General features: G+C 70.3%; 14 protein-coding genes. 6 read left to right on the top strand and 8 right to left on the bottom strand.

Annotated features, from left to right (window positions below):
• Positions 1-69: 69 nt before the first annotated feature.
• The 3 genes from AC6CH0_RS09400 to AC6CH0_RS09390 form a co-directional block, all read right to left on the bottom strand.
• The gene (locus tag AC6CH0_RS09400) at positions 70-1,335 is read right to left on the bottom strand and encodes an ABC transporter substrate-binding protein (RefSeq protein WP_498100027.1); all 1,266 of its coding nucleotides are present in this window, start codon (positions 1,333-1,335) and stop codon (positions 70-72) included.
• 71 nt (positions 1,336-1,406) lie between these two features.
• A complete protein-coding gene (locus AC6CH0_RS09395; protein ID WP_498100025.1) occupies positions 1,407-3,368 on the bottom strand; it encodes a DUF2264 domain-containing protein in 1,962 nt (653 codons plus the stop codon).
• Complete coding sequence (locus AC6CH0_RS09390) at positions 3,365-4,384, bottom strand: hydroxyacid dehydrogenase (RefSeq protein WP_498100023.1); 1,020 nt, start codon at positions 4,382-4,384, stop codon at positions 3,365-3,367. Before AC6CH0_RS09390 ends, AC6CH0_RS09395 begins: the two co-directional genes overlap by 4 nt.
• Before the next feature lie 134 nt (positions 4,385-4,518).
• Between AC6CH0_RS09390 and AC6CH0_RS09385 the strand changes: the two genes are divergently transcribed.
• From AC6CH0_RS09385 to AC6CH0_RS09375, 3 genes are all read left to right on the top strand, one after another.
• On the top strand, positions 4,519-6,381 hold the full coding sequence (locus AC6CH0_RS09385; protein ID WP_498100021.1) for a hypothetical protein: 1,863 nt from the start codon (positions 4,519-4,521) through the stop codon (positions 6,379-6,381).
• On the top strand, positions 6,378-7,505 hold the full coding sequence (locus AC6CH0_RS09380) for a LacI family DNA-binding transcriptional regulator (RefSeq protein ID WP_498100019.1): 1,128 nt from the start codon (positions 6,378-6,380) through the stop codon (positions 7,503-7,505). Before AC6CH0_RS09385 ends, AC6CH0_RS09380 begins: the two co-directional genes overlap by 4 nt.
• A 70-nt stretch (positions 7,506-7,575) precedes the next feature.
• Entirely contained in the window at positions 7,576-8,334 is a 759-nt protein-coding gene (locus tag AC6CH0_RS09375) for an EI24 domain-containing protein (RefSeq protein ID WP_498100017.1), read from the top strand.
• 89 nt (positions 8,335-8,423) lie between these two features.
• Here AC6CH0_RS09375 and AC6CH0_RS09370 read toward each other — a convergent pair whose 3' ends face one another.
• Both AC6CH0_RS09370 and AC6CH0_RS09365 read right to left on the bottom strand, forming a co-directional pair.
• Entirely contained in the window at positions 8,424-10,976 is a 2,553-nt protein-coding gene (locus AC6CH0_RS09370) for a LamG-like jellyroll fold domain-containing protein (RefSeq protein WP_498100015.1), read from the bottom strand.
• Positions 10,977-11,197: 221 nt separating this feature from the next.
• Positions 11,198-12,355, bottom strand: coding sequence for an epoxide hydrolase family protein (locus AC6CH0_RS09365; protein WP_498100013.1), 1,158 nt, complete (start codon positions 12,353-12,355; stop codon positions 11,198-11,200).
• 113 nt (positions 12,356-12,468) lie between these two features.
• Between AC6CH0_RS09365 and AC6CH0_RS09360 the strand changes: the two genes are divergently transcribed.
• A complete protein-coding gene (locus tag AC6CH0_RS09360; RefSeq protein ID WP_498100011.1) occupies positions 12,469-13,404 on the top strand; it encodes a helix-turn-helix transcriptional regulator in 936 nt (311 codons plus the stop codon).
• Between the two features lie 16 nt (positions 13,405-13,420).
• Here AC6CH0_RS09360 and AC6CH0_RS09355 read toward each other — a convergent pair whose 3' ends face one another.
• Entirely contained in the window at positions 13,421-14,881 is a 1,461-nt protein-coding gene (locus AC6CH0_RS09355) for an MFS transporter (protein WP_498100009.1), read from the bottom strand.
• A gap of 58 nt (positions 14,882-14,939) precedes the next feature.
• Here AC6CH0_RS09355 and AC6CH0_RS09350 point away from each other — a divergent pair, with 58 nt between their 5' ends.
• Positions 14,940-15,494: a winged helix-turn-helix transcriptional regulator gene (locus tag AC6CH0_RS09350; protein WP_498100007.1), complete on the top strand. Its 555-nt coding sequence runs from the start codon at positions 14,940-14,942 to the stop codon at positions 15,492-15,494.
• Here the strand turns inward: AC6CH0_RS09350 and AC6CH0_RS09345 are convergent.
• A complete protein-coding gene (locus AC6CH0_RS09345) occupies positions 15,466-16,650 on the bottom strand; it encodes a hypothetical protein (protein WP_498100005.1) in 1,185 nt (394 codons plus the stop codon). The genes AC6CH0_RS09350 and AC6CH0_RS09345 overlap by 29 nt on opposite strands.
• A gap of 168 nt (positions 16,651-16,818) precedes the next feature.
• Here AC6CH0_RS09345 and AC6CH0_RS09340 point away from each other — a divergent pair, with 168 nt between their 5' ends.
• Positions 16,819-18,087, top strand: a complete 1,269-nt coding sequence (locus AC6CH0_RS09340) for an endonuclease/exonuclease/phosphatase family protein (protein WP_498100003.1) — start codon at positions 16,819-16,821, stop codon at positions 18,085-18,087.
• A 21-nt stretch (positions 18,088-18,108) separates the two neighbouring features.
• On the opposite strand, the gene AC6CH0_RS09335 is transcribed toward AC6CH0_RS09340, so the two are convergent.
• Positions 18,109-18,633, bottom strand: coding sequence for a hypothetical protein (locus tag AC6CH0_RS09335; protein WP_498100001.1), 525 nt, complete (start codon positions 18,631-18,633; stop codon positions 18,109-18,111).

Here is an 18,633-nt window from a genome sequence, read left to right as displayed (position 1 = left end):
TCGGATGCCGCGGCATCCGTCGATGCTGAGGGGGTCCGCTCCGCGACGGGGAGCGGACCCCGCCGGTTGCTAGCGCAACACCTCGTTGGTGACGCGGTCGTCCATCGCCGCGATGCCGTCGTCGACCGACGTCTCACCGACCATGATCAGGTCGTGCTCCTGGTCGAGGATCGTGTTGACGTCGGAGGCGTCTTCGGTGGCGGGCATCTCGAGCACGACGTCCTTCGGCTCGCTGAACGCGGTGACCGAGATCTCGTCGGTCGGCAGCGCGGTGAACGCCTCGGTGACGGCGTCGGAGCTGTACGCGGGAACGACGCCGATGCCGGCGATCGCGATCGCGGCCTGCTCGCCGGCCGCGAACTCCTGGAACTTCTTCGCCGCCGCCTGGTGCTTCGAGTTCTTGTTCACGGCGAACGCGGTCGGGCCGCCGAAGGTGACGGTCTCGTCGCCCGACTTCACCTGCGGCATCGAGGCGACGCCCCAGTCGACGGTCGAGGTGCCGTTGTCGATGGCGGCCTTGATGCCGGCGATGTACCAGGTGCCCATGTGCATCATGGCGGCCTGGCCGGTCTCGAACATCGTGCGGTAGCTGATCTGCTGCGACTTGGCGGTGGCGTAGTCGAGCGAGAAACCGCCCGTCTGCAGGTCGCGGAACAGGTTGTACTGGTCGGCCATGAACGCGTAGTCGCCGCTCACGAGGTCGCCGCCGGTCTGCGCCGCTGCAGTCGCCTGCACGGTCGAGCGCCAGATGTGCTGGTAGCTGCCGAACACCTTCGGGCTCGCCGCGGCATCGGTGAGCTGCTCCGACAGCTCGGCGTACTCGTCCCACGTGATGTGCTCGGGGTAGTCGAGGCCGGCCGCGTCGAAGAGGCCCTTGTTGTAGTAGAGCAGCCAGAAGTCCTGACGGTACGGCACGGCGAAGTACTTGCCGTCGACGTCGTACGGATCGAGGCCCGCGACGGTGTCGGCGTCGAGCGCCTCGACCGTGTCGGTGACCTCGACGAGCTGGCCGCGCTGCGCATAGCGCAGGTAGTCGGTGACGGTCTTCATGGTGAGGACATCGGTCGTGTCACCGCCCGCCAGCATCGTGGTGAGCTTGTCGGGGTAGTCCTCGGCGAGGATGTCGACCGGCTCGATCGTGATGTCGGGGTTCTCGGCTTCGAATGCATCGAACAGGACCTTGAACTCGGGAGTCTGCTCGTAGTTCCAGACCGAGACGGTCAGCGTGACCGGACCTTCCTCTTCGGCGGGGGCTGCCGGCTGGCCGGCGCATCCCGAGAGGACGAGGGCCGCGATGGCCGCCGTGGCGGCCGCTGCGGTGATGGTGCGCTTCATTGCGTGATCTCCTTTGACTTGGCGATGGTAGTCGACGCCAGGAGGGCTGGCGCCCGGTGATGCAGGATGTGTCAGCCCACCTCCGGGAGGGTGGCCGAGATGCGTGCGCCGTCGTCCCAGACGACGTGCACGGTCGCGGCGTCGCCATCGAGGGCGACGCTGGGCGCCGATCCGAGGGCGCCGCGCGCGAGTCCGATGGCGGCGATGTGCCAGCCGGCGTCGGCAGGCACTGGCGCGGTGAGCCACGGGGTGCCGGTGCGCGCTCCGAGGAAGGTCGCGTCGACGTCGATCTGCACTCCGGCTGCGTCGAAACCCGCGAGCGATCGGATGTCGGAGACGAGGTCGCCCGCGATCGCGGCGGCGGCGGCGTCCGAGCGGTCGGCGGAAGCTGCGACCTCCGACACGACCTCCTCGCCCGAGACCGGCCAGCCGCTCACCCGGAACGTCTCGCCGGTGAGCTCGACGCCAGCGTCGTGTTCGACGCTCATGAACCGCACCTCCCAGGCGCCGCGCACGAGCGAGGCCGTGGTGATGCGGGCGCCGCGCTGCACCTTGCCGCCCGGCCACGGTGTTCCGTGGTCGGGATGCTCGGGCCGCTGCAGCACCCGGTGCGTCACCGCCGTCGAGACGGCCCAGCCGGCGCTCGAGCCGTCGTCGCACGTGACGAGATCGAGATCGCCGGTCGTGAAGCCCGAACGGTCGGCAGCGACCCCGTCGACGACGAGGGCCACCGATTGGTCGGGACGGGCCTCGGCGGATGCCCCGGCGAGCAGTGGCGCAGTCGCCGTCGAGTAGCCGAACTTCGCGTAGAGCGGTGCATCGTGGCCGAGCAGGCCCGCCTCGCCGTGGTCGGTGCCGTGGTTCACGACGCGCACGATGCCGTCGGCGCTCGTGCCGGCCACGAGCCATCCGGGAGCCGTGATCGGACGCACGAAGTCGCCCTGCTCGACGGGCAACGGCAGCTCGGCGGCGGTCCAGACGGGATGGGTGTCGGGCAAGGCGATGCCGAGCATTCCCTTCGCGGCCCAGTAGGGCGAGCCGGTGCCCGAGTAGTTCTGCGCGATCGGGCGCCACGCGCCGTGCCAGCCCAGCGAGAGCCGGCCGTCGGCGTCGGGGGCTCCGCGGTCGGCGAAGTGCGACACGATGCCGCTCGCCGCCCGGCGGAGCATGCCCGCTTCCACGGCGGTCGAGCCGGCGAACGCGCCCGCCCAGAACGGAGCGGCGGCCGCGAAGCGGTAGGTGAGGCTGCGACCCTGGATCAACGGACCGCCGTCGGCGCCGACGAGGGCGACGGCATCGAGCAGGTACCGGTCGAGCGCTTCGCGGTAGCGGGGCATCCGCTGCCGGAACGGGTCGTCGGCGGCGAGCATCGACTCCCAGATCAGCGGGTAGAGGTGGAGCGCCCAGCCCGTGTAGTGGTCGAAGGAGCGGCCGGCGCCGTCGGCGACCCAGCCGTCTGCTCGGAAGAAGGTGTCGAGCAGCTCGAGGTCGTGCTCGATGTCGTCTCGGGAGTACTCCGCTCCGACGCTCGCGAGGAACTGCTCGACGACGATGCGGAACCACGCCCAGTTGTTCGGTGGGTAGCTGCCGCCGATGAAGGTGGAGAGGTAGTCGACGATCTGCCCCTGCACGCGGGGCGCGAGGTTCGCCCACAGCACGTCGCGGGTCAAGTGCAGGCCGATCGCGAGCGCAGCGGCCTCGACCTTGGCCTGGTCGACCTCGTCGGGCCGCAGCCACCGCTCGGGCGACGACGGGTCGGTGCCGGCGTCGAAGCCCTCGGCGTACCAGGCGGCGAGCGCCCCGGTCGTCTCGGGCGAGCCGGCGATGCGGAACGCCGCGAGCATGAACGTGCGCGCGAATCCCTCGAGGGCGTCGACGTCGGTGCCGTACCCGCCGGGCGCACCGGGGAAGGTCAGCTTGGCGTGGCGCGGCGAAGCGACCTGCCTGGCCGCACCGAGCATGCGGTCGGCGAGTTCGAGCCAGTCGTTCCGGCCCCAGCCGGTGATCGGCGCCAGCGGATCGATCGCGGTCATGCGCTCATCCCGAGATCGGCGAGCACGACCTCGCTCTGCAGCGGCGACCCGGCGATCCAGCGTTCGAGTTCGTCGAGCGCCGAATCCGACAGGCGCCGGGTCTCGGTGCCCAGCGACCCGGCGATGTGCGGCGTGATCGACACGTTGGCGAGGTGATAGAGGGGCGAATCGAGGGGCAACGGCTCGGGGTCCGTGACATCGAGCACCGCGTCGAGACGGCCCGTGCTGCACTCGGCGGTGAGCGCCTCGGTGTCGATGAGGCTGCCGCGCGCGGTGTTGACGACCGTGGCGCCATCGCGCAGCATCGCGAGCTGCGCGGCGCCGATCATGTGGTGGGTCTCGGGCAGTTCCGGTGCGTGCAGGCTCAGCACGTCGACGCGTTCGAGCAACGTCGGCAGGCTCACGAGGCGAGCGCCGGCCGCGGAGACGGCCGCCGCATCGGCGTAGGGGTCGGCGACGAGCACCTCGACCTCTTCGAGCTGCTGGAGGAGGGCGACCACCCGACGACCGATTCGACTGAAGCCGACGATGCCGATGACGCGTCCGAGGTTCGAGTACGCCGACGTCGCGAGTCGGCCCTGCCAATCGTCGCGGTGTGCGAACGGGTCGCGGGAGAGGAATTGGGCCCGCTTGCCTGCGAGCACGATCGACGCGAACGTGAACTCGGCCACGGGAATCGAGTTCGCCTCGGCGGCGTTCGTCACCGTGATGCCGCGCTGCCATGAGGCATCGGTCGTGATGCCGCGCACCGTGCCTGCGGCATGGAAGACGGCGCGCAGCGCCGGCATGCGCTCCAGCCGCTCCCCGGTCAGCTGCGGCGCACCCCATGAGGTGATGAGCACCTCGGCACGCGCCAGCGCGCCGGCGAGCGCCGGGTCGTCGAGGTCGGCAACGGGTCCGGGATGCACGAGGTCGACGAGCGATTCGATGCGGCGTAGGCCGGCCTCGTCGAACTGCTGGAAGAACACCGCGGGTGCCATCGCGATCAGCGCGGCGGGTCGTGGCTCGCGGGTCATGCTGCTCCTCGTTGAGATCCGGTCCTCGTGGTTGCGGCCGGGCTGAAACATAGTGAATACTCCATTGCGATCGCAGTCAAAGCGTTCGAACACAAACGAACATGCTCGATCAGGAACGCCTACATGGAGGTAGCGTGTCGCGCGACAGAACCGGCATCATCGCTCGTGGCGATCTCAGTCGCGCGTGGGCCGCGGCCGAATGGCGCCCTCAGCTGCTCTCCCCCGTCGTGCCGATCGACGCGACCGACGTCTCGGTCGCCGCATTCGTCGAGCGCGCGGATGTCGCGGCCGCGATGCCATGGCCGACCCCACTGCTCTCGGACTTCGCGAGGTACCCGCGCGACGGCGATCGCGCCGACTACGAGGGCGCCGTGTTCAGGCGAATGGATCGCACCGCGACCGCCGCTGCGGCGGCGCACGCCACCGGATCGCAGCAGCACCTCGACGAGACCGCCGACGGCATCCAGTTGCTCTGCGAACAGTCAACCTGGTGCTGGCCCGCGCACGACGACGTCTTCGAGCGCACGGGCGGCGTCGTCGCCGATCCGAACCGACCGTACCTCGATCTCGGGGCCGGCGAGATCGCCGGCCTGTTCGCCTGGACTCGACTCGCGCTCGGTGAGCGCCTCGAGTCGCGTGTCCCCGGCCTGCAGGAGCGCATGCGAACCGAGGTCGAGCGGCGCGTGCTGATGCCGTTCCTCGACCGCCGGGACTGGCCGTGGCTCGGACTCGACGGCAAGCTGCACAACTGGAACCCGTGGATCCACGGCAACGTGCTGGTCGCGGCCGCGGCGTTCTCCGAACCCGAGCGCGCACGCGACATCGTGGACCGCTCGGTCGACGGCATCGACCGCTACCTCGCCGCCCTGCCGGCCGACGGCGGCATCGACGAGGGCGTCGCGTACTGGTGGAACGGCGCCGCACGAGCCCTCGACGCTCTCGAGGTGCTCGAGCGCGCCTCCGGCGGCACCCTCGACCTCACCGCGCTGCCCGGGCTCGCCGAACTGCTGCGGTTTCCGCTGCGCATGCAGCTCGGGCGCGAGTGGGTGCTCTCGTTCGCCGACGCATCGGCGCACCCCGCCGAATCGGCACCCTGGCGAATCCCACATGCGTGGGGCCGGCGGCTGGGGCTGCCCGACGTCGTGGCGCACGCGAGCGGGTTCGAGCGGGGCGCACCGGCAGCCGCCGCACCGAACAACGGCCTCGGTCGGATCCTCGGTGCGCTCGCCGACGCGGACTGGGCGGCGGCGGCCGTGGCGAACCCGCCGCTGCCGACATCCGTGGTGCTCGACTCCCTCTCGCTCGCACTGGCGCGGGAGCACGGCGAGCGGGGACTCGCGATCTCGCTGAAGGGCGGCCACAACGACGAGAACCACAACCACAACGATCTCGGCAGTGTCACGGTGACACTCGACGGCGTCCCCGCCGTCATCGACGTCGGCCGGCCGGAGTACGACCGGCGTACCTTCGGGCCCGAACGGTACACGCTGTGGACGATGCGGAGCGACTGGCACTCGGTGCCCGAACCACGGGGCGCGCTGCAGGCCGCCGGGGCGGAATGGCGCGCCGTCGAGCTCACGGGCACCGACGACGGGGCCGACGCCCAGTGGTCGCTCGCACTCGATCGGGCCTGGCCGCTCGCCGACGGGGAGTCGTGGACGCGCAGCATCCGGCTCGACCGTGTCGCCTCGTCGGGCGAGGTGCGCGATGACTGGACGCTCGACGACCACCCCGGCACGCGCACGACCTGGCTGGTGTGGGGCGAGGCCGGCGTCGAAGGCGACGGATGCATCCGCGTGCGCCGACCGCGGCCGGGCGCGCGCGACCTGCTCATCGAACACGACGCCGCCGACGTCGAGTTCGAGGAGCGCACGATCGATGACGCGGTGATCGCCCGCTCGTGGGGAGAGCGGATCACGCGGCTGCGGCTGCGGCCCGCGGCAGGCGCCCGAAGCATGACGACGCGATTCCGCGCAGCCGACGAGGAGACCCGATGAGCGACCCGCACCCGTTGTTCGCGATCGAGCGACGCGAGCACATCCTCGACGAGCTGCGCCAGCACGGCTCGGTGACCGTCAAGCAGCTGGCGGAGTCGCTCGCCGTCACCGAGATCACCGTTCGGCGCGACATCACCGCCCTCGCCGAGCGGGGGCTGGTCACCCGCGTGCACGGCGGGGCGACGCTTCGCAGCCCGCTCGATCGCACGGTCGCTCGCGGCACCGACGGCAACCACTCCCGCTATCGGATCGGCATGGTCGTGCCATCGCTCGGCTACTACTGGCCGCAGATCGTGCGCGGCGCCCGGGCCGCCGCCACGGCGACCCAGGCGCAGCTCGTGCTTCGCGGGGCCTCCTACGACCCAGCCGACCAGCGCCGCCAGATCTCCGCGCTCGTCGAGTCGGGTTCGGTGCACGGGCTCGTCGTCGCACCAGAGACCGCCGGGCACGACGGTGCCGCGATCCTCACCTGGCTCGAAGACCTCGACATCCCGGTGGTGCTCGTCGAGCGGCGCGCTCCGACCGCACTCGCGCTGCGACGGCTCGAGTGGGTGACGACCGACCACGAGTTCGGCGCCATCCTCGCGGCGCACCACCTGTACCAGGCGGGGCACCGCCGCATCGGCATCGCGGTGGCGAAGAACTCGCCGACCTCGGGGCACCTGCAGCGCGGATGGTCTCGCGCACTCGCTGAGCTCGGCCTCGACCCGTCGTCGCTCATCGAGCACCTGCTCGAGGACCCCGACGGCGAGCTGCGCGACCGCAACCTCAGCGAACTCGTCGACCGGTGCATCGCCACCGGCACGACGGCGCTGTTCGTGCACTCCGACCCGCAGGCCATCCACCTCGAACACCACTGCATCGATCGCGGCCTCCGGATCCCCGAGGATCTGGCGATCGTGGCCTACGACGACGAGATCGCCGAGAACGGCGAACCGCCGATCACCGCGCTGCGCCCACCGAAGGCGCACATCGGTCGGCTCGCGGTGGAGACGCTGCTCAGCCGGCTCGTCGAAGGCCCGCGTCGACCGGTGCAGCGCGTGCAGGCGCTTCCCGAGCTGATCGTGCGCGAGTCCTCGCAGACGACGGTCGACGACGCCTCGGCCTCCAGCGCGCGCAGCTGACCATTCCGGGGCGCCGCCCGCCGGCCTCGTCGTCGGCGCACCGTGCGCGTGCACCTTCTAAGCTGGTTCGATGCTCAGCCGATTCCTCTCGGGCGCCGGCCTGCTCATGCGCGGGTTCGGCTTCTGGCGGCGGCAACCGGGCGTCATGCTGCTCGGCCTGATTCCCGCGGCGATCGTCTTCGCCCTCGTGACCGCCGCCCTCATCGCCCTCGGCATCCACTTGCCGGCCCTGGTCGACTGGGCGACCCCGTTCGCCGACGCGTGGGATGAGTTCTGGTCCGCGTCGCTGCGCATCGCCGTCGCCGCCGTGACGTTCGCCGGAGCCGTGCTCCTGGCCGCCGTCACCTTCACTGCGGTCACGCTCGCCGTCGGCGACCCGTTCTACGAGCGCATCTGGCGAGCCGTCGAGCTCGAGCTCGGCGGGGAGGTGCCCGATCGCGGCGCCGGCTTCTGGAGCGCGGCAGCGGATGCGATCGGCCTCATCGCGCTCGGCCTCGTCTCCGCGCTCGTCGTCGGCCTGGTCGGACTGGTGCCGCTGATCGGTTCGGTGGCCGCGCCCGTGCTCGGCATCGCGCTCTCGGGCCGGCTGCTCGCACGCGAGCTCACCGCCCGGGCCTTCGAGGCGAGAGGCATCACCTCGTCCGCGCGCGCGGACGTGCTCCGACCCCACCGGGCCCAGCTGCTCGGCTTCGGCGTCGCGACGCAGCTCTGCTTCATGGTGCCGCTCGGTGCGATCGCCACCATGCCGGCCGCCGTGGCCGGGTCGACGATGCTCGCTCGCGCGGCACTCGACGCTCACACGCCCGGCGAGGGCGAACCGACGAGATGAGCGGATGCCCCGAAGCCGGTTCGGCTCCGAGGCATCCGCTCGCTCATGACGTCGACGGCGTCACCGCCGACGTCGCTTCGCTCAGCTGATCACGCCGCCGCCCGCGCCCGCTTGCGGCGACCGATCACGACGATCGCGCCGATCGCCATGAGGGCGGCGGCGAGGCCGGCGAGCAGCGTGCCGTCGAAGCCCGTGTTCGCGAGTCCGTCACCACGGTCGGCCCCGGTACCCGCCTGCCCGTTGCCGGCGCCGCCGTCTCCGGGAGTTCCGCCTCCGCCGCCCGTACCGGGTTCCGTCGGCAGCGCGGCGATCGAGAAGGAACCGGCCACCGGCTCGGAGACCCGCTCGCCGAATCCCTGCCGGAGCTCGAATGAGTAGCTGCCGGGCTCGAGTGCGGCGCGCACCGGGCCGACCATGGCTGGGGCGCGCCCCTGCCCGGCTGAGCCGGACCCGCCGGCCGCACCGACTGGCGCACCGAGCGGGATCGTCCACGTGCCGTCGGCGCCGACGACCGCCGAGCCCGTGAGGTCTCCGGCGAGCGCGACCGTCGCGTTCGGCGTTCCGGTGCCGCTCAGCTCATCGACAACGGTGCCGGCCGGCAGTTCACCGCTCGGCGCGGTCGTCGAGAAGGAGCCGAGGTCGGGACGCGCGGTGAGCCACTGCTCGGGAGTCGTCGGGTGGTCGATCACCCGGGTCTCGCCGATGCATCCCGCCCACCCGTTGAGCGCGCGGTCGTCGACCCAGTCGGCGCCGAAGATCCACGGCATGCCGCCGTTGAGGCTGTGGCCCAGGGTGTCGGTCGCGTTGCGCAGCACGGGTGCACCGTCGACGTACATCGTCGTGCGAGACGTCTCGGGGTCGTTCACGAGCGCGACGTGCACCCAGCGATCGAGGATGATCTCGCCCGACCAGGAAGTGCGGTCGCCCTTGGTCGTCTCGACCGGAACCTCGGTCCACTGGAACTCCTTCAGGTTCGAGAGTCCGAGCGCGGTCGGCGACGCCGTGTAGTCCCAGCGCGACCAGGGCATGCCAGGGATGGTCGAGCGGTTGCCGGAGCGCGTGATGGCCTTCATCCAGGCGTTCTCGTCGGCCGTCCACGATCCATCGATCTTCAGGAACGTCTCGACGGTGTACCCGTTCTCGAGGTGCGCGTCGTTGACCGCGGCATCCGTCGCCGTCTGCAGGTAGCTGAACCGGCCCGCGGTCTTGTCGGAGTCGGCGAAGCACACGGCACCGCCGTCGGAGGAGAACGGATTCGCATCGGTGGAGATCGTGACGTCCTCGACGGTCGCGGTCGGCGAACCGGACTCCGCGATCGCGACCCGATGCAGGTCGGCGTCGCCGGCGATGTCCTCGAAGACCTGGCCCTCCTGCACGACACCGGGAGTGTCGCCGAATCGCCAGTGGGCGAGCGTGCCGTCGACGGGGACGAAGTCCTCGCGCGAGCCGGGCTGATCGAGATCGATCGGGTCGGGGCCCTCGAACCCGTCGAGCAGGATGTCCCGCGCCCGCTGCGTGAGCGACGGCTGGTCGGCGGCACCGGGGCCGAACTCGGGTGCGAATCCGGCGAAGCGCTCGGCGAAGTCGACGTCGAGCACGAACTGCTGGTTCGGCCCTTCGAGGAACGGCTGGTCGTAGCTCGTGAGTGCCTCCCCCGGCTTGTCGACGACCCAGGGCGATGCCGTCTGCACCGAGATGCGGTCGTTGCTGAGATCGAACTCCAGCAGCCCGAGGTAGCCGTTGCCGCCCTCGTACGCCATCTGGTAGTCCATCAGCACGTTGGTGACGGAGTGACCGGCGTCGTTCATGCGCGTGAGCTGCGCGGAGCCGTGGAAGTGGCCGTTGAACGTCAGGAAGATCTGGTCGTTCCCCCGGATGAGTCCTTCCCACAGCCGAGTGCCGTACGCGTCCTCCTTGGGCGTGACCGTGTCGGGCTCGACGTTCAGCAGCGCGTGCGTCGTCAGGATCGCCGGCAGCGTCGGATGCGCGTCGAGCACCTGCTGCGCCCACGCGAGCGTCGCGTCCGATGCGCGCCAGCTGAGGGCGAGCACCAGGAACTCCTGCCCGGCCGCCTCGAAGACGTGGAACTGGTTGAAGCCGGTCGGGTCGCTGCCGCCGTAGGTGGAGACATCCGCTGCGCGCGTCGGGCCGAACCAGCGCAGGAAGGGCTCCTGCGCGAGGTCGTAGTCGGTGTCGTACCAGTTGTCGGCGGAATTCAGCACATCGTGGTTGCCGGCGAGGATCGAGTACGGGAGCGCACCATCCTCGAGCGCCGTGATGGCGTTGTCGGCGGCGACCCATTCGGCTTCCGTGCCGACCCGGTCGACGACGTCGCCGAGGTGGGCGACGAACGGGATGTTGAGTTCGTCGCGGTGCTCGGCGAGCCACTCGGTCTGCGTGACGAATGGATCGGAGCCGTACCGCGGCATGAACTGGTCGGCCGAGTACCGGGAGTAGAACTGGGTGTCGGGGAGCACGGCGAGGGTGAAGCGCGATGCGAGCTCGGTCTCTTCGGCCGATGCTGCGACGGCGGGTGCCGTGAAGAGGGTGGCCACGGTCGTCGTCGCGACGAGGGCTGCAGCGACACGGGCGCGTCGACGGTTGGAGACGGACGGCGGATGCTCGGGTGGGGCGAGGTTCACTCTGGTCCAATCGATGAAACGAACGATGCCGCCGAGAGTCCATCGGCGGCGACCCCACGGTCGCGGCGACGGGTGAACAGGCGCCCGACTGCATGTGACCGCCGATTGAACTCATGGCGAAGCGCACGCCCGTCGCACGCGTAGGGCGATCCGCGCTGGACCGAACGGATACCCCGTGGTCGGCCCGGCCACGGGGTATCCGTTCATTCGAGCCGTGCGGATCAGTCGTCGCGACCCGCCTTCGATGCGGCGAAGAACGCGCGGAGGTCGCCGGCGACGAGTTCGGGCACCTCGAGGGCCGCGAAGTGGCCGCCCTGCTCGAAACGGCTCCAGTGCACGATGTTCGAGTTGTCGCGCTCGGCGAACACCTTGATCGTCTGGAAGTCGTCCTTGAAGACGGCGACTCCCGTGCGTGCGGCGCTGACCTGCGGCTCGGCGCCGGCGCGGGCGTTGTCGAGGTAGCTGCGGCTCATGCCCGCCGCGGCATTCGCGAACCAGTTCACGCTCACCTCGGTGATGATCTGCTCGAGCGTGACGAGCGAGGTGCCGTTTCCGAAGGAGTTGAACAGCTCGCTGTAGGCGAGCAGCCCGATCGGCGAGTCGCTGAGGCCTACCGCGACGGTCTGCGGGCGGCTCGAGTTCATCGTGTTGTAGCCGCCGACCGACTGGAACCACTGCATGTGCTCGAGTCCGGCGTAGTCCTGCGGTTCGAGTCGCTCGAACTCGCTCGGGTCGCCCGACGGGAACGAGAAGAGCTGCAGCACGTGCAGGCCGAGGAAGCCCTCGGGATCGAGCAGCCCGAGTTCGCGGGCGACCATCGCCCCGTTGTCGGAGCCGTGAATGCCGTACTCGGCATATCCGAGACGGCGCATGAGCCCGTCGTAGGCGCGGGCGACGCGGGCGACGTCCCAGCCCGACTCCACGACCGGGTTCGAGAAGCCGTAGCCCGGGGCATCCGGGATGACGACGTCGAAGGCGTCTTCGGCGCGACCGCCGTGCGCGACCGGGTCGACGAGCTGGTCGATGAGGTCGAGGTAGTCGACGGATGAACCGGGGTACGTGTGGGCGAGCAGCAGAGGGGTCGCACCGGGGTGCGCCGACCGCACGTGGATGAAGTGGATGTCCTGCCCGTCGATCTCGGTCACGAAGTGCGGGAACGCGTTGATGCGGGCCTCGACTGCTCGCCAGTCGAAGGCCTTCCAGGCGTCGAGCGCCTCGCGCAGGTAGGAGTTCGGCGTGCCCGCGTCCCAGTCGTCGGTCGGTGCGGGCTGCGGCAGACGGGTGCGGGCGAGCCGTTCCATCAGGTCGTCGATCTCGGCCTGGGCGACCTCGATCTGGAAGGGGCGGATGTCGGTTGCGGTTGCGGTGGTGTTCGTCATGTCTTCGACGGTACGGTGCATATAGGCACACCTAGTTCCTAATAGTTCCGGCTTCTCGAAAAAGTGAGCCGACCTCCTGAAAGGCCCGCGTCATCGCCGACACCGCCGCTCGATTGCTCGCCCTGCTCGCCCTCCTGCAGACGAAGCCCGATTGGACGAGCACCGAGCTCGGCGCTCGCCTCGGGGTGACTCCGCGCACCATCCGCAACGACATCGACCGCTTGCGCGAACTCGACTACCCGGTCGATGCGACGCGTGGAGCGGTGGGCGGCTACCGGCTCGGCGCCGGGGCGAAGCTGCCGCCGTTGCTGCTCGACGACGAGGAGGCGGTAGCCGTGGCGATCGGCCTGCGAGCGGCGACGGGCATCTCGGGCGTCGAGGAGTCGAGCTCCAGGGCGCTCTCCAAGCTCGAGCAGGTGTTGCCGTCTCGGCTTCGCCCGACGGTCGCGGCGCTCGCTGCCGTCGTCGAGCGAGCCCCCGAGAACACCGACACCGACGCGCCCGACCCCGAGGTCGATGCCGCCCTGCTCACGGCGGTGGCGGCCGCGATCCGCGACGTCGAGTGGATCAGGTTCGACTACCAGGGCGATGCGCGCCTCATCGAGCCCTACCGGCTGCTCAGCTGGCAGCGCCGGTGGTACCTCGTGGGACGCGACCCCTCTGCCGATGAGTGGCACACCTTCCGCGTCGACTGGATGGAACCGCGCATGCCCACGCGACGCCGTTTCGAGCCGGTGCCGCTGCCGGGCGGCGACTTCACGGCGTTCGCGATGCGCTCGATCGCCGCGAGCGGCTGGAAGGTGCACGCGCGCCTGCCTATCGCGGCACCGGCGGAGGCCGTGCTCGCGCGCATCAATCACGCGGTCGGCGTGGTCGAAGCGGTTTCCGACTCCGAGTCCGTGCTCGTGACGGGCGCCGACTCGCTCGACACGATCGCGGCCTACATCGGCATGCTCGGCATGGACTTCACCGTCGACTCCCCCGCCGAACTGCGGGCGGTGCTGCTGACGTACAGCGAACGGTACGCCCGGGCCGCACGCGAGTCGTAGCGGCGGGCGCTCGGGTTCAGGCCGAACCGACACCGACTCCGACGCCGGCATCGCCGCCGACGGCGGTTCGGCCGACGGCGGTTCGGCGCCGGCTCCAGGGGCCGATGCCGCTGGACGCCACGGCCACCGCGATGGCGGCGACCACGAGCGGCACCAGAACGGCGCCGCGGTAGACGTCGATGTCCGACGCATCGGTCTCGGCGAGTGCCACGAGCACGGCTGACACCGCCGCGAGGCCGATCGCTCCACCGAATTGGAACGAGGAGTACATCAATCCCCCGGCCAGGCCTTGCTCGGCTTCGTCGGTGCCGTCGGTCGCCCCGATCGTGAGTGGTCCGTAGGCGAACGAGAATGCGAGCCCGAGCGCGAGGAAGCTCGGCAGCATCATGGCGTACGTCCAGTCGGGTGAGAGCGGCAGGAACAGTGCATAGGCGAGGAGGGCGAAGACGAGGCCGCCGAAGGCGACGCGTCGATGACCGAACCGCTCCACGAGCTTGGGTGTCACGAGCGGCGCCACGATCACGTCGAGACCCATCACGAGCATCGCGAGCGAGGTTTCGAGCACGGTCCAGCCGAGTTCCTCCTGCAGGAAGAGCACGACGAGGAACTGGAAGCCGAGGAACCCGCCGGCGAGCATCGCCGTCGAGAGGTTCGACCTCACGAGACCGGGATTGCGGAAGATGCCGAGGCGAACGAGCGGATGCCGCGACCGGCGTTCGATGATCGCGAAGACGCCGAGCAGCAGCACACCGGAGCCGATCGTCGCCACCGTGATCGCGACCGGCTGATGCGCCGCCCCCTCGATGCCCGCGACGAGCAGCACGAGCGCCGCGGTCACGGTGAGGCCACCGAACACGTCGAGCGTGCCCTTGCCGATACGCTCGTCGGCCGAGCGCGGGATGAACTTGATCGAGAGCACCAGCAGCACGGCGGCGATCGCGAGCGGCGCGACGAAGACCCAGCGCCAGCCGAGGATCGTGAGCAGGCCCCCGGCGACCAGGCCGATCGTGAATCCGCCCGCGCCGACGCCGGAGTAGATGAGCACCGCTCGGTCGCGGGCGCGGCCCTCGAAGCTCGTGGTGACGATCGAGAGACCGGCCGGCGCCATGAACGCCGCGGCGATGCCCGTCACGCCACGGGCGAGGATCAGCACCCAGCCGTCGCTGGCGAGTGCACCGAGCCCCGAGAAGGCGAGGAACGCCGTGAGGGCGATGAGGAAGACCCGGCGACGGCCGAAGAGGTCGGCGGCTCGCCCGCCGACGAGCATGAACCCGCCGTAGCCGAGGATGTACGCGCTGATGATCCACTGCAGCTCACCGGTGCTCATCGGCAGCTCAGCACGGATCGACGGCAGCGCGACGTTGAACATGCCGACGTCGATGCCCTCGATGAAGATCGCGCCGCACATCACGAGCAGCACGGCGAGCGAACGACCCCTGATCGCGTCGGTCGGCTTGGTCGCCGTATCGATGGTCACATCTTCTCCTTCGGTTCCCTCTTGTAACTGACCTCATTGTGAGTCACCATTGGGAACTATGGAAGTAGGCACTTCAACGTCACTCGGTTCCCTCGAGGGCACCGTGCGCAGCTCCGCCGGGAGTGGCCCGGCACCGACGACGGGCCCGGCATCGGCATGGACCGACGCGCACCAGTGGGACTTCCGTGAAGACTGCGAGGTCCGGCAGATCCTCGATCGCATCGCCGACAAGTGGTCGCTGCTGACCCTCGCGCTGCTGGCCGAGGGCCCACTGCGGTTCACCGAGTTGCGTCGCCGCATCGACGGGGTGAGCCAACGCATGCTCACCGTGACGCTCCGGCATCTCGAACGCGACGGCCTCATCACCCGCACGGTGTTCCCGGTCGTGCCCCCGCGGGTCGACTACGGGCTCACGCCGCTCGGCGAGTCGCTCGGCGGCACCGTGCAGGCTTTCGTGGAGTGGACCGAGCGCTCTCAGGAGGCGATCAGCGTCGCCCGAGACGAATACGACCGAGCGAGACGTGTCGATGCGGGCGCCGACGCGAGCGCAGACGATGGCGCCGGCATCGAGCCCGGCGCCCGGCTCACCGGCAGGACTTCGAGCGCTCGATGAGCTCGTCCGACGGGCGACCGTAGAGCCACTCGCCGTTGCCGTTCGGGTCGGTGTGGCCGAGGCCGATCGCCCAGGCGGTCGCCCACGGCTCGTTGTCGTCGGCGTACTCGCCCACGATGTCGTAGCACTTCGAGGTGATCGCGTGGCCGACCTCGTGCGCGACGAGCGCCACCATCACCGGGTCGCCCCACTGCTCTGCGATGCTGTTCGAAAGGGTGATCGTCGAGAGGCCGCCCTCCCACGTGTCCCAGGTGGCGGTGCCGCCGGCCGAGCCGTTGTCGCCGTACCCGATCACGATCGGCGCCCAGTCGAACTCGAGCAGCACGCCGCCGGCGATCGACCGGGCGAACGACTCGACGGCGACCCGCCGTTCGTAGAGCGGCCCGGACTTCTCCGCCTCTTCGGCGGCGTGCGTGGCCTGCAACGCGGTCGCAGTGGCGACGTACTCGTCGACCCGCGCCGGGGCGTCGTGGCCCCAGGTGGTGCCCGTGAGCTGCTCGACGGCGTTGCGGTATTCGATGCGTTCGACGTTGCGCGCCGACCCGTTCGCCGCCTCGATCGACGCGGCGACGGGTGCGATCGCCTCGACGAACGCGACCCCGGCGTCGGCCGTGGCACCATCGGCCACGACCAGTCGCTCGGCGTGGGAGTCGAGCGCGTCGACGCCGTCGTGCAGCCGCTCGGTCTCGGCGTTGAGCGCGTCGGTGGCGCTCGAGAGATCGCCGAACCAGACCGGTCGAGGCGAGGGACCCGAGGAGTCGGAGGCGGCGACCTCGAATGCGGGCGCCTCCTCGATGGCCGCGCCGAGTTCGGTCGCGGCGGTCGACAGTGCCGCCTTCGCGACGGTGTCGACGTACGCGTCGGGTGCGGCGAGCAGCGCGGTCGCGATCTCCCCGGTCGCCGCGGCTTCCTCTGCCACCGCACCGGTCGACGAATCGACCGACTTCGCATCCATGACGGCCACGTGGTGCGCGGAGACCGCTGCATCGAACCTGAGGTTCGCGATCGCGTGCGCCGCGAGGATCGCCGCGGAGAACAGGAGGAAGAGCGCGACCCCCACGATGAGCCAGGCGACGGTGCCACGCGAGCGAGGAGTGGGGGCAGTGGGCGGCCCCGCGACGACGAGCGTCGCGATCGGGTCGGGTTCGAGGGTCACTCGTGCAGTATTACCCGTCATCGGCGCCGTGGGCAATCCGAGGCGACGCCGACCCGCACCCGGGTCGTCGACGAGTGGCCGCATCCGGTTCTTCCGCTCGTCACTCGTCGCCCGTAGCGTTGGTGCGTCGGCCGATGACCCGGCAGACGGCGCCTCGAAGGAGAACGAATGTCCACGAAACGACCGCTCACCATCGCGCTGACGGCGACGGCCATCGGCGCACTCGCCGCTGCTGCCCTCAGTGTCGGCGCCGCGACTGCAGCGCCGACCGCATCGTCGACCGCCCGGTCGACGAACAGCGGGCCGGATGCCTCGACGCTGCGCGTCGCCACCTTCAACCTCTCACTCAACCGCACGGTCGCCGGTGAGCTCGAGGCGGACCTTGCCGACGGCGATGACGAGCAGGCGCAGACCGTCGCCGAGATCATCCAGCGGGCGAACCCCGACGTCGTGCTCCTGAACGAATTCGACTACGTGCCCGACGGCCTCGCCGCCGACCTCTTCCGAGACAACTACCTCGCGGTCTCGCAAGGCGGCGCAGATCCGGTCGAGTACCCCTACGCCTTCGTGGCACCGTCGAACACGGGCGTGCCGAGCGGCTTCGACCTGAACAACAACGGCGTGATCGCGGGTGGCGACGATGCCTTCGGCTTCGGGGCGTTCGAGGGCCAATACGGCATGGCGATCCTCTCGAAGTACCCGATCGACACCGAGTCGGTGCGCACCTTCCAGCACTTCCTCTGGAAGGACATGCCCGGCGCGCTCCTGCCCGACGACCCCGCCACGGCCGCACCTGCCGACTGGTACTCGGCCGAGGAGCTCGAGGTCGTCCGGCTGTCGAGCAAGTCGCACTGGGACGTGCCGATCGACGTCGACGGCACGACCGTGCACGTGCTCGCCTCGCACCCGACCCCGCCCACCTTCGACGGCCCCGAAGACCGCAACGGGCTCCGCAATCACGACGAGATCCGGTTCTGGGCCGACTACGTCACTCCCGGCAAGACCTCGCGGTACATCGCCGATGACGCCGGCGCCACCGGAGGCCTGAAGCCCAGCGAGCGGTTCGTCATCATGGGCGACCAGAACGCCGACCCGCTCGACGGCGATTCGGTCGACACGGCGATCGACCAGTTGCTCGACCACAAGCGCATCGTCGACCCGCTTCCGACGTCCGAGGGTGCCGCTGAGGCATCCGTGCTGCAGGGCGGAGCCAACGCGGCGCACCGCGGCGACCCGAGTTTCGACACCGCCGACTTCGCCGACGGCGCGCCCGGCAACCTGCGGGCCGACTACGTGCTGCCGTCGCGCAAGCTCGATGTCGCGGGCGCGGGCGTGTTCTGGCCGGTGCAGGCCGACCCGCTGTCGCAGCTCACCGGGGTCTTCCCGTTCCCGTCGAGCGACCACCGACTCGTCTGGGTCGACCTCGAGCTGCGCTGATCCGGCGTCGACGAACCGCCGTCAGGGCAGGCCGACGCGGTCGGGCACCGCTCCGGCCACGCCGGGCAGCCACGACTCGATCTCGGGCCAGGCCCTCGCGGTGGGCAGGCGACGCAGCAACTGCGCGAGTGGTGCCTCGGCGGGCCACGGGATCACCCGGCTCGGCGACTCAGCTGCGAGCACCCCGAGCCACCAGTGCTTCCATGTCGTCGGCAGCACCTCGGGGTGCAGCACCACGTAGTAGTCGGGCACGCTGAAGTCGTGGCGCACGGCCGCCTCGACCGCACGCTCGATCTCGAGTTCGAGCACGCCGTAGCTCGTCTGGTCGTCGAAGAACTCGACCCATGCGGCGGCGACGTGCTCGAGGGGGTCGTGGTCGTGCACGACGTACGGTGCCGCGACGCGAGCAGACCAGCGGGCGACCTCGGCATCGGATGCATCGTGCAGCGACGCCGCCCGGACGTTCGCGAACCCCTCGAGGGCGTGGATGGCACTCGCCGTCTCTTCGCCGACGACGACCACGGTGGTGCTGGCCGGGGCCTCCAT

Source organism: Agromyces sp. GQ35 (assembly GCF_059758475.1).
Note: the sequence above shows the minus strand (reverse complement) of the source record. Positions and strands in the feature narration are given on the sequence as shown.

Coding starts and splice junctions, on each gene's coding strand:
- AC6CH0_RS09350 (WP_498100007.1), top strand. CDS start 14,940: ATGGAAGTAGGCACTTCAACGTCACTCGGTTCCCTCGAGGGCACCGTG.
- AC6CH0_RS09400 (WP_498100027.1), bottom strand. CDS start 1,335: ATGAAGCGCACCATCACCGCAGCGGCCGCCACGGCGGCCATCGCGGCC.
- AC6CH0_RS09395 (WP_498100025.1), bottom strand. CDS start 3,368: ATGACCGCGATCGATCCGCTGGCGCCGATCACCGGCTGGGGCCGGAAC.
- AC6CH0_RS09390 (WP_498100023.1), bottom strand. CDS start 4,384: ATGACCCGCGAGCCACGACCCGCCGCGCTGATCGCGATGGCACCCGCG.
- AC6CH0_RS09335 (WP_498100001.1), bottom strand. CDS start 18,633: ATGGAGGCCCCGGCCAGCACCACCGTGGTCGTCGTCGGCGAAGAGACG.
- AC6CH0_RS09365 (WP_498100013.1), bottom strand. CDS start 12,355: ATGACGAACACCACCGCAACCGCAACCGACATCCGCCCCTTCCAGATC.
- AC6CH0_RS09340 (WP_498100003.1), top strand. CDS start 16,819: ATGTCCACGAAACGACCGCTCACCATCGCGCTGACGGCGACGGCCATC.
- AC6CH0_RS09375 (WP_498100017.1), top strand. CDS start 7,576: ATGCTCAGCCGATTCCTCTCGGGCGCCGGCCTGCTCATGCGCGGGTTC.
- AC6CH0_RS09380 (WP_498100019.1), top strand. CDS start 6,378: ATGAGCGACCCGCACCCGTTGTTCGCGATCGAGCGACGCGAGCACATC.